24 protein-coding genes are annotated in these 25,002 nt (G+C 72.2%); 11 read left to right on the top strand and 13 right to left on the bottom strand.

Annotation, left to right across the window (positions count from 1 at the left end; genetic code table 11):
* Nucleotides 1-11: 11 nt before the first annotated feature.
* On the top strand, nt 12-632 hold the full coding sequence (locus tag KZ829_RS41395) for an RraA family protein (protein ID WP_220149309.1): 621 nt from the start codon (nt 12-14) through the stop codon (nt 630-632).
* Here KZ829_RS41395 and KZ829_RS41390 read toward each other — a convergent pair.
* Genes KZ829_RS41390 through KZ829_RS41365 form a run of 6 tightly spaced genes read right to left on the bottom strand, consistent with a single transcriptional unit; the run spans nt 620 to nt 6,706 of the window.
* Entirely contained in the window at nt 620-2,080 is a 1,461-nt protein-coding gene (locus KZ829_RS41390; RefSeq protein ID WP_308285885.1) for an aldehyde dehydrogenase family protein, read from the bottom strand. The two genes, KZ829_RS41395 and KZ829_RS41390, sit on opposite strands and share 13 nt — an antisense overlap.
* Before the next feature lie 4 nt (nt 2,081-2,084).
* Complete coding sequence (locus KZ829_RS41385; RefSeq protein ID WP_220149307.1) at nt 2,085-3,104, bottom strand: branched-chain amino acid ABC transporter permease; 1,020 nt, start codon at nt 3,102-3,104, stop codon at nt 2,085-2,087.
* On the bottom strand, nt 3,101-3,970 hold the full coding sequence (locus KZ829_RS41380; protein ID WP_220149306.1) for a branched-chain amino acid ABC transporter permease: 870 nt from the start codon (nt 3,968-3,970) through the stop codon (nt 3,101-3,103). Before KZ829_RS41380 ends, KZ829_RS41385 begins: the two co-directional genes overlap by 4 nt.
* Nucleotides 3,967-4,683, bottom strand: a complete 717-nt coding sequence (locus KZ829_RS41375; protein WP_220149305.1) for an ABC transporter ATP-binding protein — start codon at nt 4,681-4,683, stop codon at nt 3,967-3,969. The genes KZ829_RS41380 and KZ829_RS41375 overlap by 4 nt, the downstream gene beginning before the upstream one ends.
* Complete coding sequence (locus KZ829_RS41370) at nt 4,680-5,402, bottom strand: ABC transporter ATP-binding protein (protein ID WP_220149304.1); 723 nt, start codon at nt 5,400-5,402, stop codon at nt 4,680-4,682. Before KZ829_RS41370 ends, KZ829_RS41375 begins: the two co-directional genes overlap by 4 nt.
* Nucleotides 5,399-6,706, bottom strand: a complete 1,308-nt coding sequence (locus KZ829_RS41365; protein WP_220149303.1) for an ABC transporter substrate-binding protein — start codon at nt 6,704-6,706, stop codon at nt 5,399-5,401. The genes KZ829_RS41370 and KZ829_RS41365 overlap by 4 nt, the downstream gene beginning before the upstream one ends.
* 100 nt (nt 6,707-6,806) lie before the next feature.
* On the opposite strand from KZ829_RS41365, the gene KZ829_RS41360 reads away from it, so the two are divergent.
* The 5 genes from KZ829_RS41360 to KZ829_RS41340 all read left to right on the top strand — a co-directional run bounded on the left by KZ829_RS41360 (nt 6,807) and on the right by KZ829_RS41340 (nt 11,359).
* Complete coding sequence (locus KZ829_RS41360) at nt 6,807-7,616, top strand: IclR family transcriptional regulator (RefSeq protein WP_220149302.1); 810 nt, start codon at nt 6,807-6,809, stop codon at nt 7,614-7,616.
* Nucleotides 7,617-7,728: 112 nt separating this feature from the next.
* Nucleotides 7,729-9,189, top strand: a complete 1,461-nt coding sequence (locus KZ829_RS41355; protein ID WP_220149301.1) for an aldehyde dehydrogenase family protein — start codon at nt 7,729-7,731, stop codon at nt 9,187-9,189.
* Nucleotides 9,190-9,264: 75 nt separating this feature from the next.
* On the top strand, nt 9,265-9,606 hold the full coding sequence (locus KZ829_RS41350) for a hypothetical protein (protein ID WP_220149300.1): 342 nt from the start codon (nt 9,265-9,267) through the stop codon (nt 9,604-9,606).
* Between the two features lie 527 nt (nt 9,607-10,133).
* Nucleotides 10,134-10,961: an aldo/keto reductase gene (locus KZ829_RS41345; protein WP_220149299.1), complete on the top strand. Its 828-nt coding sequence runs from the start codon at nt 10,134-10,136 to the stop codon at nt 10,959-10,961.
* Between the two features lie 125 nt (nt 10,962-11,086).
* A complete protein-coding gene (locus KZ829_RS41340) occupies nt 11,087-11,359 on the top strand; it encodes a YggT family protein (protein WP_220149298.1) in 273 nt (90 codons plus the stop codon).
* Here the strand turns inward: KZ829_RS41340 and KZ829_RS41335 are convergent.
* A complete protein-coding gene (locus tag KZ829_RS41335) occupies nt 11,340-13,274 on the bottom strand; it encodes a hypothetical protein (RefSeq protein WP_220149297.1) in 1,935 nt (644 codons plus the stop codon). The genes KZ829_RS41340 and KZ829_RS41335 overlap by 20 nt on opposite strands.
* A gap of 44 nt (nt 13,275-13,318) precedes the next feature.
* Complete coding sequence (locus KZ829_RS41330) at nt 13,319-14,296, bottom strand: acetylxylan esterase (RefSeq protein WP_220149296.1); 978 nt, start codon at nt 14,294-14,296, stop codon at nt 13,319-13,321.
* Nucleotides 14,297-14,355: 59 nt separating this feature from the next.
* Here KZ829_RS41330 and recD2 point away from each other — a divergent pair, with 59 nt between their 5' ends.
* Together recD2 and KZ829_RS41320 are read left to right on the top strand one after the other, a co-directional pair.
* Nucleotides 14,356-16,539, top strand: a complete 2,184-nt coding sequence (gene recD2 / locus KZ829_RS41325; RefSeq protein ID WP_220149295.1) for an SF1B family DNA helicase RecD2 — start codon at nt 14,356-14,358, stop codon at nt 16,537-16,539.
* Between the two features lie 195 nt (nt 16,540-16,734).
* The gene (locus KZ829_RS41320; RefSeq protein ID WP_220149294.1) at nt 16,735-17,379 is read left to right on the top strand and encodes a DUF4360 domain-containing protein; all 645 of its coding nucleotides are present in this window, start codon (nt 16,735-16,737) and stop codon (nt 17,377-17,379) included.
* On the opposite strand, the gene KZ829_RS41315 is transcribed toward KZ829_RS41320, so the two are convergent.
* The 5 genes from KZ829_RS41315 to dhaK all read right to left on the bottom strand — a co-directional run bounded on the left by KZ829_RS41315 (nt 17,373) and on the right by dhaK (nt 22,679).
* Nucleotides 17,373-18,626, bottom strand: coding sequence for a YibE/F family protein (locus KZ829_RS41315; RefSeq protein WP_220149293.1), 1,254 nt, complete (start codon nt 18,624-18,626; stop codon nt 17,373-17,375). The genes KZ829_RS41320 and KZ829_RS41315 overlap by 7 nt on opposite strands.
* A gap of 54 nt (nt 18,627-18,680) precedes the next feature.
* The gene (locus KZ829_RS41310) at nt 18,681-19,352 is read right to left on the bottom strand and encodes an acetoacetate decarboxylase family protein (RefSeq protein ID WP_220149292.1); all 672 of its coding nucleotides are present in this window, start codon (nt 19,350-19,352) and stop codon (nt 18,681-18,683) included.
* A 40-nt stretch (nt 19,353-19,392) separates the two neighbouring features.
* Nucleotides 19,393-20,961 (bottom strand): methyl-accepting chemotaxis protein, encoded by a 1,569-nt coding sequence (locus tag KZ829_RS41305; protein WP_308285884.1) that lies wholly within the window; start codon nt 20,959-20,961, stop codon nt 19,393-19,395.
* A gap of 73 nt (nt 20,962-21,034) precedes the next feature.
* Nucleotides 21,035-21,679 carry a dihydroxyacetone kinase subunit DhaL gene (gene dhaL / locus KZ829_RS41300; protein ID WP_246637123.1) on the bottom strand — a complete coding sequence of 215 codons (645 nt, stop codon included), beginning with the start codon at nt 21,677-21,679 and terminating at the stop codon, nt 21,035-21,037.
* A 1-nt stretch (nt 21,680) separates the two neighbouring features.
* Nucleotides 21,681-22,679 (bottom strand): dihydroxyacetone kinase subunit DhaK, encoded by a 999-nt coding sequence (gene dhaK, locus KZ829_RS41295; protein WP_220149291.1) that lies wholly within the window; start codon nt 22,677-22,679, stop codon nt 21,681-21,683.
* A gap of 157 nt (nt 22,680-22,836) precedes the next feature.
* On the opposite strand from dhaK, the gene dhaM reads away from it, so the two are divergent.
* The 3 genes from dhaM to KZ829_RS41280 form a co-directional block, all read left to right on the top strand.
* A complete protein-coding gene (gene dhaM, locus KZ829_RS41290; RefSeq protein WP_220149290.1) occupies nt 22,837-23,223 on the top strand; it encodes a dihydroxyacetone kinase phosphoryl donor subunit DhaM in 387 nt (128 codons plus the stop codon).
* A complete protein-coding gene (locus KZ829_RS41285) occupies nt 23,207-23,467 on the top strand; it encodes an HPr family phosphocarrier protein (protein WP_220149289.1) in 261 nt (86 codons plus the stop codon). Before dhaM ends, KZ829_RS41285 begins: the two co-directional genes overlap by 17 nt.
* 137 nt (nt 23,468-23,604) lie before the next feature.
* Nucleotides 23,605-25,002 (top strand): endo-1,4-beta-xylanase (locus KZ829_RS41280; RefSeq protein ID WP_220149288.1); only part of this gene is annotated, 1,398 nt, incomplete at its 3' end.

Genomic DNA, 25,002 nt, shown 5'->3' with positions numbered 1-25,002 from the left:
GGAGGGACCGTATGACCGGGTTCGAGAGCATTCCGCCGACCACGCTCGCCGATGTGCTGGACCGGAGCCGGGTGATGGACATCGGCATCCGGCCCTTGTGGACGCCGGTGCCGCGGGTCGCCGGGCCGGCGTTCACGGTCCGCTGCCCGCCCGGCGACAACCTGATGCTGCACGCCGCCGTCTACCGCGCCGAGCCCGGTTCGGTGATCGTCGTCGAGTCCGGCGACCTGGACTACGCGCTCGCCGGCGGTAACGTCTGCGCGGTCGCGCACCGGCGGGGTGTCGCGGCGTTCGTGCTCGACGGCCTGATTCGTGACCTGGGCGAGGTCCGGGAGATCGGCTTCCCGGTCTTCGCCCGCGGCGTCATCCCGATCCCCGGCACCAAGTCCGAACCGGGCACTCATCAGGAGCCGGTCCGCTGCGGCGGCGTCCAGGTCGGGCCGGGCGACATCGTGGTCGCCGACGAGGAGGGCGTCGTGGTGGTCCCGGCCGCGCGGCACGACGAGGTGCTCGCCGCCGCCCGGGCGAAGCTGGCCAAGGAGGAGGCCGAGACCCTCGACGACTGGGAGCGGGCCCACCGCGCCCGGATCGACAAGGCCCTGGCGGCCCACGGCCTCGCTCAGAACGGGTAGAGGCGGGTCTCCTGGCGGGCGGTCACCCACTGGACCTCGGTGAACTCCTCGGCCGCGAACCCGATGCCGAAACGGCCGGCGCCGGAATCCTTGACGCCGCCGAAGGGCATCTGGGGTTCGTCGTTGACCGGCTGGTCGTTGACGTGCACGATCCCGGCCCGGAGGCGGCGGGCCAGGTCGAGACCCCGGTACGGGTCGCCGGTGATCACCCCGGCGGTGAGCCCGAAGTCGGAGGCGTTGGCCCGGCGCAGCGCGTCCTCGGCGTCGTCGGCCTCCTCGAGGAGGACGACCGGCCCGAACGTCTCGTCGAAGGCCAGTTCCGCCTCGGGCGGCACGCCGGTCAGGACGGTCGGCGGGAAGCAGCGCCCGCTGGGCAGCCCGCCGGTGAGCAGCCGTGCCCCCAGGTCGACGGCTTCCCGGACCCGGCGTTCGAGCAGGGACAGCGCCCACTCGTTGATCACCGGCCCGACGACGGTGGCCGGGTCGGACGGGTCGCCGACCGGCAGTTCGGCGGCGCGGGCCACGAACCGGGCGGTGAAGTCGGGGGCGATCGACCGGTCGACGATGAGCCGGCGGGCGCACATGCAGGTCTGGCCGCTGTGCACGAACGCCCCGTAGACGGCCGCGTCGACGGCCTGGCCGACGTCGGCGTCGCCGAGCACGAGCAACGGGTTGTGGCCGCCGAGCTGGAGCACGGCCCGTTTCAGGTGGCGGCCGGCGGTCTCGGCGAGCCGCCGTCCGGTGACGGTGGAGCCGGTGAAGCTGATCCGCCGGACCCGCGGGTCGGCGATCAGAGTCTCGGCGACGGCGCCGGCCTCACCGGGGGCGTGGGTGACCACGTTGAGGACGCCGTCGGGCAGGCCGGCGTCGGCGAGCAGTTCGGCCCAGAGGGCGCCGCCGGTGAGCGGCGCCTCCTCGGACGGTTTCAGCACGACCGTGTTGCCGGTGGCGATCGGCGCGACGACGGCCCGGCCGGCCAGGACGAGCGACGCGTTCCACGGGGCGATCGCGGCGACCACGCCGACCGGGCGGCGCATGGCCAGGGCCCGGGTGCCGGCCAGGTCCGAGGGCAGGATCTGGCCGGCCGGCGCGTACGCCAGCCCGGCCGCCTGGCGCAGCAGGTTGACGCAGAAGTCGAGCTGGACCCCGGCGAAGTGCACCCCGCACCCGGTCTCGGCGGCGAGCAGCCCGCGCACCTCGTCACGCCGACGGTCGAGCGCGTCGGCGGCCCGCAGCAGGATTCGCTGGCGGTCCATCGGCAGGCTCTCCGCCCAGGCCGGGAAGGCCCGGTCGGCGGCGTCGAGGGCGGCCAGCGCGTCGTCGGCGTCACCGGCGGCGACCCGCGCGAAGACGCGGCCCGTCCACGGGTTCAGCTTGTCGTACGTCCGCCCGTTGGCCGCATCCACCCAGCCCCCGCCGATGTGATGCCGCACGCCCTCGAGAAACACCTGCTCACCTGGGCCTATCGAAACCTGGCCTATCGAAACCTGGTCCATCGCGTCGCAGATGGTATCCGACGGGCAGCAGCCGCACCGGGACGAGACTCCACAACCCGCGTGGCAGGAACAGCGCGAACGCTCCGGCGGTGAGCCCGAGCCCGATCAGGTACCAGGCGTCGTAGTCGGCGAAGAGGTACTGCACCCCGAAGAAGAGCAGCGCGCCGAGCAGCGGCCCCTCGAACGTGCCGATCCCGCCGACGAGCACCATGAACAGCATGTACGCGGTCCACTGCACCCCGAAGATCGAGCGCGGTTCGATGAACAGGGTGTTGGCGAGGATCAGCGCCCCGGCCGCGCCGCCGCCGAACCCGGCGAGCACGTAGAGCCCGGCTTTCAGGGGCCACACCCGGACACCGAGGGAAGCGGCCGCCTCCTCGTCGTCGCGGATCGCCTGCAACCCGGCCCCGGTGCGGCCGCGCAGCAGCACGAACACCGCCCCGAGCAGGAGCACCAGGAAGGCCAGGGCCAGCCAGTACGTGTACGCGCGCCGCTCGTCCGGCCGGAACACGTTGAGCCCGCGCAGCGACACCCCGGTCCCGCCGCCGAGGCTGTGGTCGAGGACGACGAGCAGGGCCAGCGTCTCGGCGACCACCCAGGTGCCGACCGCGAACGGCCCGCCGCGCAGCCGCAGCACGAGCGGCGCGAGGACGGCGGCGAGGACCGCCGAGGCGCTGGCGGCGAGCAGCACCGCGAGGTACGGCGGCACGTCGCGCTGGGCCAGGAACACGGTCCCGTAGGCGCCGAACCCGATGAACGCCTGCTGCCCGACCGACACCAGCCCGCCGTAGCCGGCCAGCGCGTTCCACATCACCGCCAGGATCACGAAGATGAACAGGCTGGTGAGCTGCTGCACCACGGTCGCCACGAAGAACTGCGGCACGGTCGCCAGGATCAACCCCAGACCGATGAGTACGGAGGACCCGATCCGTGAGGCGCGGCTGCTCCGGTCGATCCGGTAGGCCAGGGCGGTCATGGGGCAGGCACCAGCCGTCCCGGGCTGAAACGGACGAGCAGGACGATCAGGAAGACCAGGTGGCCGGCGAGGATCGAGTACTGCGGGTCGATCTGGGCGCCGATGGTCTGCGCCACACCCAGCACGAGGCCGCCGATCAGGGTGCCGCGCAGCGAGCCGAGCCCACCGATCACCACCGCCTCGAACGCGAAGATCAGCTGGGTGGGCCCGCTGGCCGGGTCGATGGTGGAGTGGACGGCCAGGAAGGCGCCGGCCAGGGTGGCGGTGGCCACGGCGATCGCGGTGGCCCGGGCGTAGACGGCGGTGGCCGGCACCCCGACCAGCGCCGCGGTGTCCGGGTCCTGGGCGGCGGCCCGCATCTCCCGGCCGAACCCGGTGCGTTCCAGCACCAGTTGCAGCCCGCCGAGCACCCCGATCGCGATGATCAGGATCAACAGACCGAGGTACGGCACGGTCAGGCCGCCGATCTGCCGGCTGCCGGTGCTCAGCGACCCGGTGACGGTGGCGAGCGACCGCACGTCCGGGGAGAAGATCAGCAGCAGCGCGTTCTGGATCACGATGGCCAGGCCGAACGTGGTGAGCAGCGGGGTGAGCTCCCCGCCGCGCAGGCTGCGGGTGAGCACCGTGACCTGCAACAGGTAGCCGAGCGCGAGGGCCAGCGGCAGCGCCCCGATCAGGGCCAGGGCCGGCGGCGCCCCGAGCGAGGTGGCCGCCCACCAGACCACGAAGGCGCCGAGGACGGCCAGGTCGCCGTGCGCCAGGTTGATGATCCGCATGACGCCGAACATCAGCGACAGGCCGCAGGCGAACAGCGCGTACAGCCCGCCCAGGAAGATCCCCTGCAGGACGGCATTGGCCCAGGTCATGTCGCCGCCCTACGGCCGCGCAGCCCGAAGTAGGCCTCGGTGACCTGCTCGCGGGTGACGTCGCCGGTCGCGGCGGACAGCGCGATCCGGCCCTCCAGCAGGCAGATCACCCGTCCGGCCACGTCCAGCGCCCGGGACAGGTCCTGTTCGACAAGCACCAGCGTGGGTCTCCCGTCCAGGGTGGTGAGGGTCTCGTAGACGGCGTCGACGGCGACCGGGGACAGCCCGAGCGACACCTCGTCGATGAGCAGCAGCCGCGGGTTGGTGAGCAGCGCCCGGGCGATGGCGGTGAGCTGCTGCTGCCCGCCGGAGAGCTCCGAGGCCCGCCGGTCCCGCAGGTCGGCGAGCACGCCGAACGTGTCGTAGACGCGGGTCAGGTTCCAGGGCCCCTCGCGGGCCCGCCGGGCGGCGACGGCCAGGTTCTCCGCCACCGTCATCCCGGGGAACAGCCGCCGGCCCTCGGGCACCAGGGCCAGACCGAGACGGACCCGCTCGTGCGCCGGCCGGGCGGTGATGTCCGTGCCGTCGAGCAGGATGCGGCCACCCGCCGCCGGGTGCGCGCCGGCGATCGTACGCAGGAGGGTCGATTTTCCGGCGCCGTTCGCCCCGACCAGGGCGAACGTCTCACCCTCCGCGATTTCCAGGGACATTCCCGGTACGGCGGTGAGCAGCCCGTGGCGTGCCGTGACCGACTCCAGCGACAGCAGGGTCATGATCGTGCCTTTCCGAGGTAGGCGTCGACCACGACGGCGTCGCTGAGCACCGCCGACGGCTCTCCGTCGGCGATCACCCGGCCCGCGTCCATGCAGATGAGCCGGTTCACGACCTGGAGCAGGACGTGCACGATGTGCTCGATCCAGACCACGGTGACGCCGCCGGCGTTCAGCTCGCGGATGGTGGTGACCAGTTCGGCGGCCTCGGCGTCGGTGAGGCCGGCGCCGATCTCGTCGAGCAGCAGCACCCGTGGCCGGGTGGCGACCGCGCGGGCCATCTCGAGGCGTTTGCGGTGCAGCAGGCCGAGCGTGTCGGCCCGCCGGTTCGCGAGGTCGAGCAGTTCGCAGCGGCGCAGCACCTCGATGCTGTGCCGGTGCGCCTCCCGGTGCCGTAGCCCGGCCCCGTAGGTGGCGCCGACCAGGACGTTCTCCAGGACGGTCATGCCACCGAAGGGGCGCGGGATCTGGTGTGCCCGGCCCACGCCCCGGCGACAGCGGATCTGCGGGCCGGAGCGGGTGACGTCGGCGCCGTCCAGCCGTACCGTGCCGGAGTCCGGGGTGACCGATCCGGCGAGCACGTTGAGCAGGGTGGTCTTGCCGGCCCCGTTCGGCCCGACGATGCCGATCGCCTCACCCTCGGCGGCGGTGAAGCCGACATCGTCGAGCACGTGCAGCCGGCCGTACCGTTTGTGCAGGTGTTCACCGTGGAGCACGGTCACGTGAGGGTTCCGAACCGCTTGAGCCGGCCGGCGACCGGGACGTTGGGGTCGGAGGAGTTCTCGCAGAGCACGAAGTCGAGCGGGTAGGCGCCGGCGCCGGGCACCCACTGGCCGCCGAGGATCGGGGTGGAGACCACGTTCTTGTTCGGTCCGGCGCCCCACCTGAGCCTGCCGACCGGGGTCTCCACCTCCAGCTCGGCCATGGCGGCGGCGACCGCGTCGCGGTCCTTGGGTGTGCCGGCGGCGGTCAGCGCGGCGGCCGCGACGTCGAACAGGGCGAGGCTGGGCCCGAGCTGCTGGGTCCACTGCTTGCCGGCGGCCTGCTGGTAGCCGTCGCCGAGGGCCTGCGAGCTGACGCCGGTGAGCGACGAGGTGTACGGGTAGGTCGGTGTCCAGTAGGCGGCGCTGGCCACCCCGGCGCCGATGTCACCGAGCGCCTCCACCTGGGACGGGAACAGCCCGGTCTTGGCGGCCTGCGCGATCTTCGGCCGGAAGCCCTGCTGGGCGGCCTGCCGCCAGAACGTCGCGAAGTCCGACGGGATCGGGAACGTGGAGAAGATCTCGCAGCCCTCGGCCTTGAACTTCGCGATCTGGGCGGAGTAGTCGTTGCTGCCGTTGGTGTAGGCGCCCGGGTCGACGATCGTGTAGCCGGACTTCTCCAGCATCGGCCCGAGCGAGGCGCGGATGGCGTTGCCGTCGCTGTCGTTCGGCCACATGACGGCGACCTTCTTGTTGGTCTCCACCTGCGGCCACAGGTGGGTGTAGGCGCTGTGGAACTGCTCGACGCCGAAACAGAAGTGGAACGTGTACTTGTAGGCGTCGGTCTGGTCGGGTTCGGCGCCGCGGCCGAAGTACCAGGCCTGCCACGGCACGACGGTGGAGATGCAGGGGACGCCGGCCGCCTCGCACGCGTCGGAGACCGGGTTGACCGTCTCCGGGGTGGAGGTGGTGAGCATCAGGTCGACGCCGTCGCTGTTGATCAGGTCGTTGGCGACCTGGGAGGAGCGCTGCGGATTGGACTGGCTGTCCTTGTCGACGACCACGACCTCGTACCTGGTGCCGCCGATGGTGAGGCCTTCGGCGAGTTTCTTGCGGGCCAGTTCGAGGACGTACGAGTCGGGCTCGCCGAAACTGGCGGCCGGCCCGGTCCGGGGGCTGACGAAACCGATCTTCAAAGTGTCCGATCCACCGGGCTGCTCAGCGCCCTTGCAGGCTCCGAGGGCGAGCCCGGCGGTGCCGAGCCCGATTCCCTGGAGCAGCCGGCGGCGGGTGAGGGTTCCGAATGAGGACGGGGGCGTTTCCACGGTGACCTCCCGCGAGAAGTGGTGGCGGAAAGGTAAGGCGGGTCACACCAGCGGTCAACACAGCGTTTCAACAGTTCGAACGGCGAGGTTAGGCTGCGCCATGCCCATCGACGATGAAGCCGGCAGTGGGGCCGCGTTCTCCCAGTCCCTGGAACGCGGCCTGTTGATCCTGTCCTCGTTCAGCGAGACCCGGCCGGTGCTGGGGATCGCCGACATCTCCCGTGCCGTGACGCTGAACAAGAGCACCACCTACCGGTACGTGGCGACCCTGGCCCGGCTCGGCTACCTGCAACAGGACCCGGAGACGAAGAAGTACTCGCTCGGGCCGAAGGTGGTCGACCTGGGCTTCGCGGCGCTCAACTCGCTGGAGATCAACCGGGTGGCGGCGCCCTGCCTGCAGAGCCTCGCCGACGAGATCGGGTACACGGTGAGCATGGCGGTGCTGGACGGGCCGGACGTGGTCTACGTGGAGCGCCGCCGCAGCGGCCGGGCCACCAGCGCGTTCGCCATCTCGCTGAACCTGCACGTCGGGTCGCGGCTGCCGGCGTACTGCACGTCGATGGGCAAGGTGCTGCTCGCCCACCAGGAGCCGGCCGTGCTGCGGGCGCTTCTGGACCGGACCGACTTCGCCCGCCGCGGCCCGAAGACGCTGACCAACCGGGAGCAGCTGACGGCGGCGCTCGCGAAGATCCGGCAGACCGGGGTGGCGGTCAACGACGAGGAGCTGGCGGCCGGGTTGCGCTCGGTGGCGGCGCCGGTGCGGGACCGGACCGGGCGGGTGATCGCGGCGATCAACATCGCGGCGCACCTGACGGTGTGGGCGACCACCGCGGACACCGTGGTGGCCCGGCTGGAACGCCCGCTGCGGCACACCGCCGCCGAGATCTCCACCCGGCTGGGCTACCGGTAGGTCGCGTTTCACTTTCCGCGCATGCGTTCGGATGGGTGGAACGGTCCGTTGATCTGCCGGAAACACGGGCATACCGTCAGCGCACCCGTGCACCCCCTGGAGGCGACCGCCCATGTTTCTCGACGACGAGCTCTGGACCGGCAACATCTTCATCGGCGGCGAGTGGCGGCCGGGGCGGGGCGGCGCGTACGACGTGACCGAGCCCGCCACCGGCGCGGTGCTCGGCCGGATCGGGCGGGCCACCGCCGAGGACGTGACCGAGGCCGCCCGCAGCGCCGCCGACGCCCAGCGCGCCTGGGCCGCCACCCCGCACACCCGGCGCGCCGCCGTGCTGCGCCGCGCCGCCCAGCTGTGGACCGAGCACGGCGAGGAGATCGCCGGCTGGAACGTCCGCGAGGTGGGCGCCATCCCGGCGATGGCCGGGTTCGCGCTGCACGTCGCCGAGCAGGAGTGCTACGAGGCGGCGTCGCTGCCCGCCCGCCCGTACGGCGAACTGCTGCCCAGCGAGGAGCCGCGGCTGTCGATGGCCCGGCGGGTCCCGGCCGGGGTGGTGGCGGTGATCGCGCCGTTCAACGTGCCGATCATCCTGGCCATCCGGTCGGTCGCCCCGGCGCTGGCGCTCGGCAACGCCGTCCTGCTCAAGCCGGACCCGCGGACCGCGGTGACCGGCGGTGTGACGCTGGCCCGGATCTTCGAGGAGGCCGGGCTGCCGCCGGGCGTGCTCCAGATGCTGCCGGGCGCCGCCGACGTCGGCGAGGCCCTGATCACCGACCCGAACGTCCGGGTCATCTCGTTCACCGGCTCGACCGCGGCCGGCCGCCGGGTGGGCGCCCTGGCCGGCGAGCACCTGAAGCGGGCCCACCTGGAGCTGGGCGGCAACTCGGCGCTGATCGTGCTGGACGACGCGGACGTCGACAAGGCGGTCGCGGCGGCGTCCTTCGGGTCCTGGTTCCACCAGGGCCAGATCTGCATGACCACCGGGCGGCACCTGGTGCACGAGCGGCTGTACGACGACTTCGTGGAGCGGCTGGCGGCCAAGGCGGCGGCCCTGCCGGTCGGCGACCCGGCCCGCGAGCAGGTGGTGCTGGGCCCGATCATCGACGCCGGGCAGCGCGACAAGATCCACGGGGTGGTGACCCGGTCGGCGGACGCCGGGGCCCGGGTGGCGGCCGGCGGCACCTACCGGGACCTGTTCTACGCGCCCACGGTGCTGGCCGACGTCTCCGGCGACACGCCCGCATTCCGGGAGGAGATCTTCGGTCCGGTGGCCCCGGTCATCCGGTTCTCCGGGGTCGACGAGGCGGTCCGGCTCGCCACCGCGAGTGAGTACGGGCTGTCCCTCGGCATCGTCACCCGGGACGTGATGCACGGCCTGGCGCTGGCCGACCGGATCCCGACCGGCATCGTGCACATCAACGACCAGACCGTGAGCGACGAGGCGAACAGCCCGTTCGGTGGGGTCGCCGCATCCGGGACCGGGTCGCGGTTCGGTGGCGCGGCGGCGAACGTGGAGGCGTTCACCGAGACGCGCTGGGTGACTGTGCGTGACGAACCCCCGGGCTACCCGTTCTGACGAAAGTTGTTTCCGTGCCGTTACAGGCACTCCGGGAGCCTTGCGTTAAATGCACGTTCATCAATAATGAGCGCCATGACTCGAGCCGAGGCGATACCGGTTGCCGGATCCCGGAGCACGACCGAGCCCCCCGAAGGCCGCACACCGGCGGCACTCCCGCCGGCCCTCGGCCGGGCCCCGACGTCCCAGGTCACCCCGCCGGCCCGGCCGGCGGGTGGCGGTCCCCCGGCGGTCCGGCCGACGGTGCGCCTGCGCCCGCCGGCCCCCGCTCCTCCCCCGTACCGCGGCCGGGCGGCCGTGATACCGCACCGCGGCGACACCCCCTTTCCGGAGATCCGTACCCCGGGCGGCTCGGTGACCCGCCGTACCCGCGGCCACCGTGGCGCGGTCACCGCCCGCAGGCTGGTCGGCCTGTGAGCGCCGCGACCCGGGCGCCCGGGCCACCAGCGGCGACGACCCGGACCGCGCGCCGCGACCGGGACCACGCCGAACAATCGGACACTCACCCACGTGCGGTGACGGGGGAAGCACGACGAACCGGCCGGGGCACGTCACGGCGGACGACGGAACGCCTGCTGCTGGCGATCGCGCACCGGGGCCTGCCGTCCCGGGCGGCGCCGGACCGGCCGCCACCATCGGGAAGACGACGGCGACCGGTCTACGCCGACCCGGCGACCCGGAGCCACGAGTGTGCCGCCGGGCCTACGGGAACGGCCGAGCGGACAACTGCACCGGCGGGTACGGGTAGACGTACCGAAGAAATGGAAGGCGCCGGAACGCCTGGCCGGATCGACCGCCGTCCGCCGGATGTGGCGCACGCGGGACGTCCACCACCGGGGCCGGCCGGGCCGGAACCGGGGGAATGGGAACCTGTTCAGGGTATGAGGGAAGCACCCGGCCATCGCCGGGTGGCCGCACCCGCTGAATGAGGGGAACCACTCTCCATGGGCCAAACGCCTGTCATCACGCTCAACAACGGCGTCACGATTCCGCAGATCGGCTACGGCGTCTTCCAGATCCCGGAGGCGGAGACCGCCTCCGCCGTCACCACGGCGCTGCAGGCCGGCTACCGCAGCATCGACACGGCGGCGATCTACCACAACGAGTCCGGCGTCGGCGCCGCGCTGAAGGCGGCCGGGGTGCCGCGGGACGAGCTGTTCGTCACGACCAAGGTCTGGAACACCGATCAGGGGTACGACGAGACGCTGCGCGCCTTCGACGCCAGCCTGGCCCGGCTCGGGCTGGACCGCCTCGACCTGTACCTGATCCACTGGCCCACCCCGAAGCGGGGGAAGTTCCCGGACACCTGGCGGGCGCTGGAGACGCTGCTCGCCGACGGCCGGGTCCGGGCCATCGGTGTCTCCAACTTCCTGCCCGACCATTTGCGGGCCGTGGCCGGCCTGGGCGGCACGGTGCCCGCGGTGAACCAGATCGAGCTGCACCCGCAGCTGCAACAGCGGGAGGCGCAGGCCGCGAACACCGAACTCGGGGTCGCGACCGAGGCGTGGAGCCCGCTGGCGCAGGCCGGGGTGCTCGGCGACCCGGCCATCACCCGGATCGCCACCGCCCACGACCGCACCCCGGCGCAGGTGGTGCTCCGCTGGCACGTGCAACAGGGCCGGATCGTGATCCCGAAATCGGTCACCCCGGCGCGGATCCGGGAGAACCTGGCGATCTTCGACTTCGAGCTCACCGAGGACGAGATCGCCGCGATCGACGCGCTGGAGTGCGACGGCCGCACCGGACCGCACCCGGACCACTTCAACAGCTGAGAGGACGCTTCAGCGGCTGAGAGGACGCGGCCCGTCATGGCGGGCCGCGTCACAGTCGCCGCCAAGCCAGTTCACAGGAATCCGCCGCATAGTGGGTGGTACGTTCCCCTCACACGGAGGTTCTGATGGGTCTTCTCGGTCTGGTCAGCTTCGCGCTGCTGCTGGTCCAGCTGGTGCTGGTGGCTCGGGTGATCCTGGACTGGAGCGTGACCCTGGCCGGTCCCGCGATGCCGGGCTCCTTCCGGTCGAAGGCCCTGGACGTCGTCTACACGATCACCGAGCCGATCCTGGCCCCGGTGCGCAGGATCATCCCGCCGCTGCGGGCCGGTGGCGTCTCCATCGACCTGGCGTTCATCGTGCTGTTCCTGGGGATCAGCGTCATCCGCTCGTTCCTCTGACCGGTTGCGGCGCCGGGGCCCCGGCCACGGCGCCGTCCGCCTTCCCGGCCAGCATCGTGGCCATCGGGAGCAACAGGACCAGCGCCCCGGGCAGCACCGAGATGCCGTCCGCCGGGTAGCTGGTCCCGTCGATCTGGAAGAGCAGCTCCGCGACGAAGGCCAGCATCATGGCCGCCGCCAGCAGTAGCGGAACGGTCGCCACCACGGCGCCGGCGGTCAGCGCGGTCCACAGCGCCAGGGTCCGGCCGCGCCGCCGCGGGCGGTGCCGCCGCAGCAGGGCGGTCACCACGACCGCCAGCGGCAGCCCGGCGAAGATGCCGAGCGCGCCGAGGTCCGCAAGGCCCGCGCCGCCGCGCAGCCCGGCCCCGGCGGCCAGCAGAGCGATGACCGGCAGGCCGGTCAGCAGGACGATCAGCACCGGGTGCGGGCGGTGCCGGCCGGTGGCGACCGCCGTCACGGTGCCGAGCAGGGTGAGGCCGATCGCCACCCCGACCGTGGTGATCGGCAGCCCCCACGGCATGAACGGGTGGTTCTCCGGCGGGGTGCTCTGCGCGAAGAGCAGCGGGCCACAGCCGGCCGCCACGATCGCCGCGGTGGTGGTCCGGCGCCGGGTCAGTGCCGGACCCGCGGCACGGCCGGCGGCCGTCCAGCTCACCGCGATCACCACGGCCGCCGCGACCAGGGCGATCCGCAACCCGGCCGCCCCGGTCATCGGTAGGTTGAGCAGCATCGACTCGACGGCCAGCAGGCCCACGCCGAGCACGACCGCGGCCCGGGTGCTCGCGGTGGCGACCAGCGTGCCGAGCGCCGCCAGCAGGACGGCGGCCCAGCGCAGCTCGGCCACCCACAGGTAGATCTCGCCGTCCCCGCCGGGCATCGGGGCGACCGCCGACCAGTCGTCCATCGCCGGGCTCAGGCAGGTGACCGTGTACGCCCACGCCAGCACCCCGGCGACGACCGCGGTGAGGCCGGCCGCCCGCGCCACCGCCGGCCGGACGGGCCGCTGCCCGGGGACCTCGGCGGCCGCCGGCTCACGGAGCCGGACCGGGCGCTCGGGCGCGGTGGCCGCCCGCAGCCCGTAGAGGACGGCGAACCAGCCGTAGACCAGGTACACCGGGAACGTGTAGCCGGTGTAGACGAACCAGTCGACGCCGGCGCCGTCCAGGCCCGCCCAGTCCCGCATGAGCATCGACGCGACGGCCGCGTCCCCGCCGTACCGGGCCAGCACCGGGATCGTGGACAGGGCCGTCGTCACCACCGCCGCCACCGGCACTCCGGCGGTCAGGACCAGGGCCCCGGCCCGGCCGGACCGGACGCCGGCCCAGCCGGTGAACGACGTCAGCGCGGTCCAGGCCAGGGCGCCCACCACGGTGGTCGACGACAGCGCCATCGGCCCCACCCCCGGCGCGGCCGGCGCCAGCAGGGCCGGCAGCACCGCCAGCGGGGCGAGGACCGCCGGGGTGGCCGCGCCGAACCGGCCCTTCCGGGACATCGGCAGCCGGCGGCCCAGCCACCACGCCATCGGCAGGCACCAGAGGGCGCGCACCGCCCCGTCGATCAGCCGATCGGTCCCGGCCGGATCGATCGCGAGGGAGTCGAGCAGCAGGGAGAGGAACTGGCCCACGACCCCCGGCAGGCCGGCGCCGATCAGGGCGACGAGGAACAGCGCGGCGACCGGGCCGATCCCCGGCCGGGCCTCGGCCCACCCGCGCGGAACGCCCGCGGCGCCCCGCGCCGGTGGGGAGGCGAGCAGGCTGAGCGCGAACCCGAGGCGCCGGGCGGCGGAGCCGGGACGCGTCTCCAGGTACGCGAGTTCGGCCTCCCATTCCCGGTACAGTTCCTCGCGCAGGCCGGCGGGCCAGCGCCGGGCCGCCGCGCGCAGCGCCCACCGGGTGAACCGGGTCAGCGAGATCATGTGCGCCACCGTAGCCCACCCTGTGCCGTTTCTCTACATAGGGTTCAGCTCAGGCGATCGTCCACGAACTCCAGCGCCGTGACGTCGAAGTAACTACGGCCGCCCTCGTGGCCGTCCCACTCGTACACCTCGATGTGCTTGTTGTCGCCGGGGATCGCGTGATAGGCCGCGAACACCCCGGACGGCGGGCACACGTCGTCCATCAGCGCCGCCGACAGGATGGCGGGCGCGGTGATCCGGCGGGCGAAGTGGACCGCGTCGACGTGGTCCAGGGTGTCCAGGGTCCGCTCGGCGGCCAGCGGGTTGGCCCGCAAAAACCGGACCACCTCGTGGAACGGGTTGCTGTCGGTGATCGTGACGGCCCGCCGGATGTCGCAGAGGAACGGTACGCCGGACACCACGGCCGAGACCCGGTCCGGGGCCAGGCCACCGGCCGCCAGTGCGAGCGCTCCACCCTGGCTCCGGCCGGTCACCACGAGCCGGGAGGCGTCGACGCCGGGCAGTTCGGCGGCGGTCTCCACGGCCCGGACCGCGTCGGTGATCAGCCGGCGGTAGTAGAACGTCTCCGGCGCCAGCACACCCCGGGTCAGGAATCCCGGGGTGGACGGGCCGGCGCCGTGCTCGTCCGGGTCGGGGGTGTCGCCGGCTCGCCAGGCGCCGCCCTGCCCGCGGGTGTCCATGACCAGGTGGGCGTACCCGGCGCTGGCCCAGGTCAGCCAGTCGATCGGCAGGCCGCGGCCACCGCCGTACCCGATGAACTCGACCGCCACCGGCAGCGGCCCCGGTACGCCGGAGGGACGGTTCAGCCAGGCCCGGATCGGCTGGCCCGCGTAGCCGGTGAAGGTGACGTCGTACGTCGTGATGCCACTCAGCGGGGTGCGCACCTCGTGCAGCTTGGGCGGCAGGGCGAGCCGCCGGGCGGTGGCGAGAGTGCCGTCCCAGAACTCATCGAACCCGGACGGCTCGGGACGGTCGAGGCGATAGTCGCGCAACTGGGCGAGGGGAAGGTCGAAGAGCGCCATGGCGATCACGTTAGGGGCCGGGACTCGACTCGTTCCACCCCTGCGGGCACGATGGGCGCGTGCCACCAGAATCGCCCGCCCGCCCGCCGCACGTCCTCGAGGCCGTCCTGGAGCGGTTGACCTATGTGAACGAGGAGACCGGCTACACGGTGGCCCGGGTCGCCCACAAGAGCAGCACCGACCTGTTGACCGTGGTGGGGTCGCTGCTCGGCGCGCAGCCCGGGGAGAGCCTGCGGCTGAGCGGCTGGTGGTCGTCGCATCCCCAGTACGGGCGGCAGTTCGAGGTCGTCTCGTACACCACGGTGCTGCCCGCGACCATTCAGGGACTGCGCCGCTACCTGGGGTCCGGCCTGGTCAAGGGAATCGGGCCGGTGTTCGCCGAGCGGATCGTGGACCATTTCGGACTCGACACCCTGGAGATCATCGAGACCGTCCCGGAGCGGCTCGTCGAGGTGGCCGGGCTGGGCCCGAAACGCACGAAGAAGATCACCGCGGCGTGGGCCGAGCAGAAGGCGATCAAGGAGGTGATGGTCTTCCTCCAGGGGGTCGGGGTGTCCACCTCGATCGCCGTCCGGATCTACAAGAAGTACGGCGACGCGTCCATCTCCGTGGTGAAGAACTCGCCGTACAAGCTGGCCGCCGACGTGTGGGGCATCGGTTTCAAGACGGCCGACACGATCGCGCAGGCGGTCGGCATCCCGCACGACAGCCCGGAACGGGTGAAGGCGGGCCTCCAGCACACGCTGTCGCAGGCCACCGACAACGGGCACTGCTTCCTGCCCGCCCCGGAGCTGACGGCCGAGGCCGCCAAGATTCTCGACGTGCCGGGCTCGCTGATCCCCACCTGCCTCGACGAGCTGGTCGAGGAGGAGGGTGTGGTGCGCGAGGACGACGATGTGTACCTGGTGCCGTTCCATCGGGCGGAGCAGTCCCTCTCCTCGACCCTCATCCGCCTTCTGCACGACAAAGCGGATCGGATGCCGCATTTCGCCGATGTGGATTGGGCCCGCGCGCTCGCCTGGTTGCAGCAGCGGACCTCCAACAGTCTCGCGCCGGAGCAGGAACAGGCCGTCCGGCTCGCTCTCACGTCGAAGGTCGCGGTCCTGACCGGCGGGCCCGGGTGCGGCAAGAGCTTCACCGTACGATCGATCGTCGAACTCGCCGTGGCCAAGCAGGCCAAGATCCAGCTCGTGGCGCCGACCGGCCGGGCCGCGAAGCGGCTCGCCGAGCTGACCGGTCACCCGGCCGCCACCGTGCACCGCCTGCTCAAGCTGCAACCGGGCGGCGACGCCACCTTCGACCGGGACAACCCGCTCGACGCCGACCTGGTGGTCGTCGACGAGGCGTCCATGCTGGACCTGATCCTGGCGAACAAGCTGGTCAAGGCGATCCCGCCGGGCGCGCACCTGCTGCTGGTCGGCGACGTCGACCAGCTGCCCTCGGTGGGCGCCGGTGAGGTGCTGCGCGACCTGCTCACCGCCGAGGTGATCCCGCGGGTGCGGCTCACCCAGATCTTCCGGCAGGCCGCCGAGAGCGGTGTGGTCACCAACGCGCACCGGGTCAACAAGGGACGGCCGCCGGTGTTCGACGGGATGCGGGACTTCTTCCTCTTCCCGTGCGACGACACCGAGGCCACCGCCGGGCTCACCGTGGACGTGGCCTGCACCCGAATTCCCAAGAAGTTCGGCCTCGACCCGCGCCGGGACGTGCAGATCCTCACCCCGATGCATCGCGGGCCGGCCGGCGCGGGCACGCTCAACACGCTGCTCCAGCAGCAACTCACCCCGGCCCGGGAGGGGCTGCCGGAGCGGCGGGTGGGCGGGCGGGTGTTCCGGGTGGGCGACAAGGTCACGCAGATCCGCAACAACTACGACAAGGGGGTCGCGGGAGTCTTCAACGGCACGGTGGGCGTCGTCACCGGGCTGTCGCCCGAGGAGCAGACCCTGAGCGTACGGACGGACGAGGACGAGCTGATCGACTACGACTTCGACGAGCTGGACGAGCTGGCCCACGCGTACGCCATCACGATCCACCGTTCGCAGGGCTCGGAGTACCCGGCCGTGGTGATCCCGCTGACCACCAGCGCCTGGATGATGCTGCAGCGCAACCTGCTCTACACCGCGATCACCCGGGCCAAGCGGCTGGTGGTGCTGGTCGGCTCCCGGCGGGCCCTGGCCGCCGCGGTGCGCACGGTCGGCGCCGGCCGCCGGCACACCGCCCTGGCCCGGCGCCTGGGCTCCTAGCACATCACCCACGAGGCTGGGCGGCGTTTGCGCGAATCCGGCCGATCAGCCGCCTTTCTCCGAACTGCGGTACACGTGTTCCACAGCTCGCTCCCGGCGGTTCTCCCGATCGCTACCGTTGGAAAATCGGAAATGATTCTCTGGCCTTTTCTCAGGCCATTCTCCGATTCCGCAAAAACAGACCGGGGGATTGTCATGTTGCGTTCGATAACGGCCGGAACCGCGCTTCTGGGGGCACTCGCGGTTTCCGCGCCGGCCCAGGCACAGCCGGAATTCGCGCCGAACAACGACAAGATGATGGTGATCGACGTGGTGTCGGCCAACGGTTCGGGCTGCCCGTCCGGAACCGCGCAGATCCAGGTGTCACCGGACTACACGGCGTTCACGGTGACCTACTCGACCTACACGGCGCTGGTCGGCCCGACCGCCACGCCGCTCGATTTCCGGAAGAACTGCCAGCTTGTACTGAACATCAAGGTGCCGGGCGGATTCACCTTCGCGATCGCCAGCGCCGACTACCGCGGATACGCCAGCCTGCGGAACGGGGCGTACGGCCAGCAGGCGGCCAATTACTACTTCCAGGGCCACTCCCAGACCGCCCGTAGCGAGCACAACTTCAAAGGCCCGATGGAGGACTCCTGGCAGCGCACCGACAAGGTGGCGATCACCGCACTGAACTATCTGCCGTGCGGTGAGCGGAAGTACCTGAACATCAACACGGAATTGCGGGTGAACCGCGGGTCGTCGGACAGCCGGAAGCACACCAGCTTCCTGTCCATGGACTCCACCGACGCCGCCATCAACACGCTCTACCGGGTGGCCTGGAAGAAGTGCTACTGATCCGCGCGGTCCACGAATGCCGCCCACGGGTCCTCGACCGGCCGCTCCACCCGCTCCGGCGGCGGGGTGACCGGCCGGGCCCGGCGGGTGGCCAGCAGGGCGGCCAGGGCCGTGGTGATCGGCACCGCGGCGACCAGGCCGATCGTGCCGACCGCGCTGCGGACCAGTTCCTGCGCGATGAGCTGGGTGGTGAGCAGCTCGTCGACCGGGGTGTCGCCGGCCGCGAACAGCAGCATCAGCGGCAGCGAGGCGCCCGCGTACGCCAGCACGATCGTGTTGATCACCGAGGCGATGTGCGCCCGGCCGATCCGGGTCGCCGCGCCGTAGAGCCGGCGGAACCCGTACGCCGGATTGGCCGTCGCCAGCTCGGTGACAGTGGCCGACTGGGTGACCGTCACGTCGTCCAGCACGCCCAGCGAGCCGATCACGATGCCGGCCAGCAGCAGGCCGCGCATGTTCACATCGCCCTGGGTGATGGTCAGGAAGTTGGACGTCTCGTCGGCGACGCCGGTCAGGTGCACCGCCCCGGTGGCGATCGCGGCCAGGATCGCGGTGATCGCCAGGCTGGCCAGGGTGCCGGCCACCGCGATGGTCGTGGTCATCGACAACCCGTGCGTCAGATAGAGCACGATCAGCATGATCGCGGCGGCGCCGACCACCGCCACCAGCACCGGGGACCGGCCGTCCAGGATGGCCGGCACGATGAACCACACCAGGATGCCGAAGGTGACCCCCAGCCCGGCCAGCGCCGTGACCCCCCGCCACCGGCCGAAGGCGATGACCGCCAGCGCGAACGCCGCGCCGAGCGCCCACAGTTCGGCGCCGCGCTGGTGGTCGGAGATCGCGTACGTCGTCTCGCCCTCGGCGTTGAGCTGGAGCAGCTCCACGTCGTCGCCGGCCGCCACCTCGGGCGCGCCCGGCCCGTTCGGGACGTCCGTGGTGATCTGGGTGCCCGACGCCGCGCCGCTGGTGAGCCGGACCGACACGGTGCCGCAGTTCTCCAGCGGCTGGTCGCCCTCCGGCACCTGCGGGCACGGGGCCGGCTGGACCGCCACCACCTCACCGGTCACCTGCACCGGCCCGTCGCCGCCCCCGGCCGCCACCGACGTGTCGCCCGGCCAGAGCAGGAACATGCCGACCAGGGTGATCAGCACCGCCGGGATCAGCATGAGCAGGGTGAGCCGCCGGGCGCCGGGGAACTCGGGGAGGTCACCGTGCGCGTGGTGATGGTGGTCGGCCGGGCTCATCGTGCTCCTCGTAGCGGTCGGCGGAAAGTCCTGCCGAACCGTACCCGGAGCGGGTCAGGGCGCCGAACGCTCGCGGCGTTTCGCCCGGTCCTCGGCGGAACGCCCGAAAACCAGCCAGAAGTCGGTGATCGCGAGGGTCAGCACCGGCCGCCGCCCGGCCAGGTAGCCGAGCGGGCCGTCCGGCTCGGGACGCCAGGCGGCCGACGCGGTCCGCAAGCCGGCCCGGCCCCGCACCGGGGTCCGCTTGACGTGCTCGCCGAGCGCCTGCGCCACCGTGAACCCGAGCGGGAACCGGCCCGGCATCCGCCGTTTGAGCCGGACCAGCGCCGAACAGAACGGGCCGCCCGCCCCGGGCTCGGTGATCGTGGCGTCGACCAGCGGGTCGCTCTCCGCGTCGAGGGTGAACTCGGCCAGCTCCTTGGGGATGCCCCAGAGCCGGCGGCCGCCCTCACGGGAGGCGACGCTGTCCACCCAGATGTCGGTGATGCTCACCCGGGGACGGCCGCCCTCGCGCACCAGGACGGCGCTGAGCAGCTCCCGGTAGTGCAGGACGCCGCCCGGCTCGTACGACACCCAGGCGGCGCCGACCGCGACCCGGCCGCCGACCGTGAGCGGGCGCACCGCGGCGCCCAGGACCGGGGGCAACGCCGGCGCCTGTGCCGCGGGCAGCAGGAAGACCGACAGATACATCTGACCGCGCAGATGCCAGGGCTCGGGCGGGTACATGCCATCCACAGTGTCAGCTCCCGCGGGCGCGCACCAGATGTCAGTAGCGGAAACGCGAGACCACGGACTGCAACTGGGCCGCCGTGGTGGTCAGGTCGTCGGCCGCGGTCCGGGTCTCGCCCACGGTGGCGGTGGTGCGGCGGGTCGCGTCGGAGACCGTACCGATGGTCTGGGCGATGTCGCCGGCGCCGCTGGCCGCCTCGGAGAGGGTCCGGTTCATCTCCTGGGTGGTGGCGGTCTGCTCCTCGACCGCCGAGGCGATGGTCAGCTGGATGCCGTTGATCCGTTGGATGATCTCGGAGATCTCACCGATCGCGGTGACCGCCCCACTGGTGTCGGCCTGGATGGCCTGCACCCGCTGGGAGATGTCCTCGGTCGCCTTGGCCGTCTCCTGGGCCAGGTCCTTCACCTCGCCCGCGACCACCGCGAAACCCTTGCCCACCTCGCCGGCCCGGGCCGCCTCGATGGTCGCGTTCAGGGCCAGCAGGTTGGTCTGCTCGGCGATGCTGGTGATCACCTTGACCACGGTGGCGATCTCCTCGGACGACGCGCCGAGCCGGGCCACGATCGCGTTGGTGTCCGAGGCGACCCGGACCGCCTGCGCGGCCACCTCGGTCGCCTCCGAGGTGGAGACGCTGATGTCGCGGATCGCCGAACCCATCTCCTGCGAGCCGGCCGAGACGACCTGGAGGTTGTGCGACACCGTGTCGGCCGCGGCGGCGACCGTGCCGGCCTGGTTGGACGCCTCGCTGGCGGCCGCGTTGACCGCCCCGGAGACCGAGCTGAGCCGGTCGGCCGCGCTCTGAAGGGTGGTCGCGTTCCCGGCCAGCTGCACGACGTCGGAGCGGAGCCGGCCCACGGCCTCGTCCAGCGACGCTGCCATCTGTCCGATCTCGTCCCGGCTGCGCACCCCGGAGGTGCCGGTGAGATCGCCCTCGGCCAGCTTGTCCGCCAGCCGGGAGACGGCCTGTACGGTCTTGCCCACCCGGGACGCGACCCGGAATCCGACGAAAAGACTGAGCAGGACACCGATCGCGAGCACGATGCCGACCGTCCACGCGGCCCGCTTGCCGTCGGATTTCGCATCGCTGATGCTCTCCTCGGCTATGTTCACCCCGCGCTGCTGGAGGGCGGCCTGGTCGACGGCGAGCGTGGCACGCAACTCGTCGTACTGCTGGAGCGCCGCCGCACGTTGCGCGGCTGACCCGTTGCCGCGGTACTCGCTGATGAAGGCCAGGAAGTCCGCCCAGTCGCTCCCGGCCTTGGCGACCGCCTCGTCGCCGGGCAGGTGGGTGTTGAGAGTGCCGAGGGCGGCCGCGACCGCCTCCTGGTGCTCCGCCATCTCCCCCTTGATCCGCCCAGCGAGATGGGGGTAGAGCTGGAGCGCCGTGATGCTCCCGGACATCGCCTCGACGTTCGTGCTGTAGGAGCTGATCGCCGAAGCGACGGCCAGGGACCGCCGTTGCGCCGCTGCGCCGTCCTCGTTCAGGTCGTGAATCGTCTTCACGGCCAGGCCGCCGACCAGGATGCCGCTCAGCGTGGCGATCATCACCGCCACGCCGATCTTGGTACGCAGCGACCGGTCCTCGAAGATCCTGCTCAGCCCCACCTCCGTAGTTTGGAGCCGAAAAGGCCACACCGGTGTCAACTCCACGCGATTGACGGGTGGGGCCGATGGGACCTCAGGGCGCGGTCACGTCCGCCAGAGCCTGGAAGATCAGCCAGGTGGAGGTCGCGCCCGGATCCTGGTGACCGGCGCTGCGCTCGCCCAGGTAGGATGCCCGGCCCTTGCGGGCAGTCATCGGCACCGTGGCGCGGGCCCCCTCCCCGGCCGCCCGGGCCGCCGACGCCGCCACCTCGGGCAGGGCCGCGCCACCGGCCACCGCCTCCTCGAAGGCGTCCAGCGCCGGGCGGAAGGCGTCCACGATCGTCTTGTCCCCCGGTTCGGCCCCGCCCAGCTTGCGGACCGCGTCCAGTCCGGCGTGCAGGGCGGCGGCCAGGTCGGCGAGGTCGGCCGACGCGGCGCCGGGCGGCAGCGCCTTGCCGATGGCCCGGAAGGCGGTGCCGTACAGCGGGCCGGACGCGCCGCCGACCTTGGAGATCAGGGTCGCGCCGGCCCGGACGAAGACGTCGCCGACCGCGGTGGACCCGGCGCCGTCCAGGGTGGCGGCCACGGCCGTGAAGCCGCGGGCCAGGTTCACCCCGTGGTCGCCGTCGCCGATCGCCGCGTCCAGGCGGGTGAGCTGGCCGGTCTCGGCGGTCACCGACGCGGCTGCCGCGCGCAGCCAGGCGACGGCCAGGGCGACGTCCAGGTGGGTGGCGTCCATGTCAGACTCCCCAGCGCAGCCCGGGCGTACGGACCGGGGCGTCCCACAACCGGATCATCTCGTCGGTCAGCCGGGTCACGGTGATCGACAGGCCGGCCATGTCGAGGCTCGTCACATAGTTGCCGACCAGGCGGCGGCTGATCTGGACGCCCCGTTCGGCGAGCACCGTGGCGACCTCGCCGAAGACCAGGTACTGCTCCAGCAACGGGGTCGCGCCCAGGCCGTTGACCAGCACGAGCGTACGGTCGCCGGGGTTGAGGGGTTTTGCTTCGAGGATCGCGTCGAGAGCCGACCGGACCAGCTCGCGGGCCGGGCGCAGCTTCTCGCGCCGGCGGCCGGGCTCGCCGTGGATGCCGACGCCGGCCTCGATCTCGTCGTCCGGCAGGTCGAAGCCGGGCCGTCCGGCGGCGGGCGTGGTGCAGGCGGTCAGCGCGTAGGCGAAGGAGGCGGAGGCGGCGTTGACCTCGCGGCCGGCGGCGGCCACCTCACCCAGCTTGGCGCCCTCCTCGGCGAGCGCCCCGGCGATCTTCTCGACCAGCAGGGTGGCGCCGGTGCCGCGGCGGCCGGCCGTCCACGTCGAATCCTCCACCGCCACGTCGTCGTCGACCAGCACGGTCTCGACGGTGATCCCCTCGTCGGCGGCGAGTTCCGCGGCGAGCTGGAAGTTCATCACGTCACCGGTGTAGTTCTTCACGATGTGGACCACCCCGGCGCCGCCGTCGACGGCCTTGGTGGCGGCCAGGATCTGGTCGGGAACCGGGGAGGTGAAGACCTCGCCGGGGCAGGCGGCGTCGAGCATCCCCGGCCCCACGAAACCGCCGTGCAACGGTTCGTGCCCGGAACCGCCGCCGGACACCAGCGCCACCTTGCCGGGGCGAGGCGCGGCGGCCCGGGCCACATACCGCCCGGTCACGTCCACACGCAACTCGGGGTGGGCGGCGGCGAGGCCGGCGAGCGCTTCGGCGACCACGTCGGCAGGATCGTTGATGAATTTCTTCACGGCCGGCTCCTTTGCCTCGTTCCCCACAGCATGGTCGCGCCTCGTCCCCACAGCATGGTCGCGCCTCGTTCCCCACAGCATGGTCGCGCCTCGTTCCCCACAGCATGGTCGCGCTGAGCGATTCGGCCAAGGCTTTCGGTGACTACCATCGGGTTCCATGGCGTACGTGGGGATCGTGCTCGTCTCACACAGTTCGTCGCTGGCGTCCGGCGTCCGCGATCTGCTCACCCAGGTGGCCGGCGCGGACGTCCGGGTGGAACCGGCCGGCGGCACCGGCGACGGCGGCCTGGGCACCAGCGCCGACCTGATCGAGGCGGCGATCGCCCGTGCCGACGCCGGGGCCGGGGTGCTGATCCTCGCCGATCTGGGCAGCGCCGTCCTGACCACCCGTGCCGTGCTGGCCGATCTGCCGGACGGCCCGCTCCTCGCCGACGCCCCGTTCGTCGAGGGCGCGGTGGCCGCCGCGGTCCTCGCCTCGACCGGCGCCGATCTCGCGACGGTCGCCGACGCCGCCCGGGAGGCCCGCGATGTCCCCAAATTTTGAGATCCCGGTGGTCCTTCCGGCCGCGTTGCACGCCCGCCCGGCGGGCGCGGTGGTCCGGGCCGCGGCCTCCTTTCAATCCCAGATCGAGGTACGGGTGGGCGAGCGGTCCGCGAGCGCCCGCAGCGCCCTGCGGCTGATGTCGCTGGGCGCGGACACGGGCGCCACGGTCGTCGTGCACGCCGCCGGCGGGGACGCTGCGGCGGCGGCCCGGGCGGTCGCCGCGGCCCTGCTCTCCTCCGAGTGATCTTCCGAAAGTTTCGGACGTGACTGCCTGGCGATTCATCGACTGAACCGGTTGAGGTTTCCGGAACATGTCGGTAGCGTTCCGGAGTGGCGTCGATCCCCGTCGATGCCCTTCCAGATCCCCGACTGGAGTTCCCCATGAGACGATCCCGCGCGATCCTCACCGTCCTGGCCACCGGCGCCCTGACCGCCGGCGCGCTCACCGTCCTCTCCCCCTCGGCCGACGCCGCCAGCACCCTCGGGTCGGCCGCCGCCGGGCAGGGCCGCTACTTCGGCACCGCGGTCTCGATCAACAAGCTGAGCGACGCGACCTACTCGAGCATCCTCAACCGCGAGTTCAACTCGGTCACGGCCGAGAACGAGATGAAGATCGACGCTCTCGAACCGCAGCAGAACCAGTTCAACTACACCACCGCCGACCGGCTGATCACCCGTGCCAACGAGATGGGCGCCAAGGTCCGCGGTCACACGCTGGCCTGGCACTCGCAGCAGCCCGGCTGGATGCAGAGCATGAGCGGCACCGCGCTGCGCAACGCCATGAAGAACCACATCACCCAGGTCATGACCCACTACAAGGGCAAAATCGACTCCTGGGACGTGGTGAACGAGGCGTTCGACGACAGCAACGGCGGCCGCCGCGACTCCAACCTGCAGCGCACCGGCAACGACTGGATCGAGGACGCGTTCAAGACCGCGCGCGCCGCCGACCCGGCCGTCAAGCTCTGCTACAACGACTACAACACCGACAACTGGACCTGGGCCAAGACGCAGGGCGTCTACAACATGGTCAAGGACTTCAAGGCGCGCGGTGTGCCGATCGACTGCGTCGGCTTCCAATCTCACTTCAACAGCGGCTCGCCGTACCCGAGCAACTACCGCACCACCCTGCAGAACTTCGCCGATCTCGGCGTCGACGTGCAGATCACCGAGCTCGACATCGAGGGCTCCGGCACCACGCAGGCGAACACGTACGCCAATGTGGTCCGCGACTGCCTCGCCGTCACCCGGTGCAACGGCATCACCGTGTGGGGCATCCGCGACAGCGACTCGTGGCGGGCCAGCGGCACCCCGCTGCTCTTCGACGCCAACGGCAACCCGAAGCAGGCCTACACCTCCACCCTGGCGGCCCTCGGCGGCTCCACGTCGTCGCCGTCGCCGTCCACATCGTCGTCGGCGTCCCCGTCCCCGTCGGCCAGCCAGTCCTCCGGCACCCGCGCCTGCACCGCGACCGTCACGGTGAACGCCTGGACCGGCGGTTTCGTCGCCACCGTCAAGGTGACCGCCGGCTCGGCCGCCCTGACCGGCTGGACCGCCGGCCTCACCCTGCCCACCGGCAGCGCCGTGACCAACACGTGGAGCGCCACCGCCTCAGGCACCAGCGGCGCGGTCTCCTTCACGAACGTCGGGTACAACGGCACGGTCCCCGCCGGCGGCACCACCGAGTTCGGCTTCCAGGGCACCGGCAACCCCCCCGTCCACAACCACCACCTGCACGGCCCGCTGACTCCCGGCCCCACCTCGCCGCGCGGCCTGTCC

The organism is Actinoplanes hulinensis (genome assembly GCF_019429605.1).
GTDB lineage: Bacteria > Actinomycetota > Actinomycetes > Mycobacteriales > Micromonosporaceae > Actinoplanes > Actinoplanes campanulatus.
This window is presented reverse-complemented; position numbering and strand designations above follow the sequence as displayed.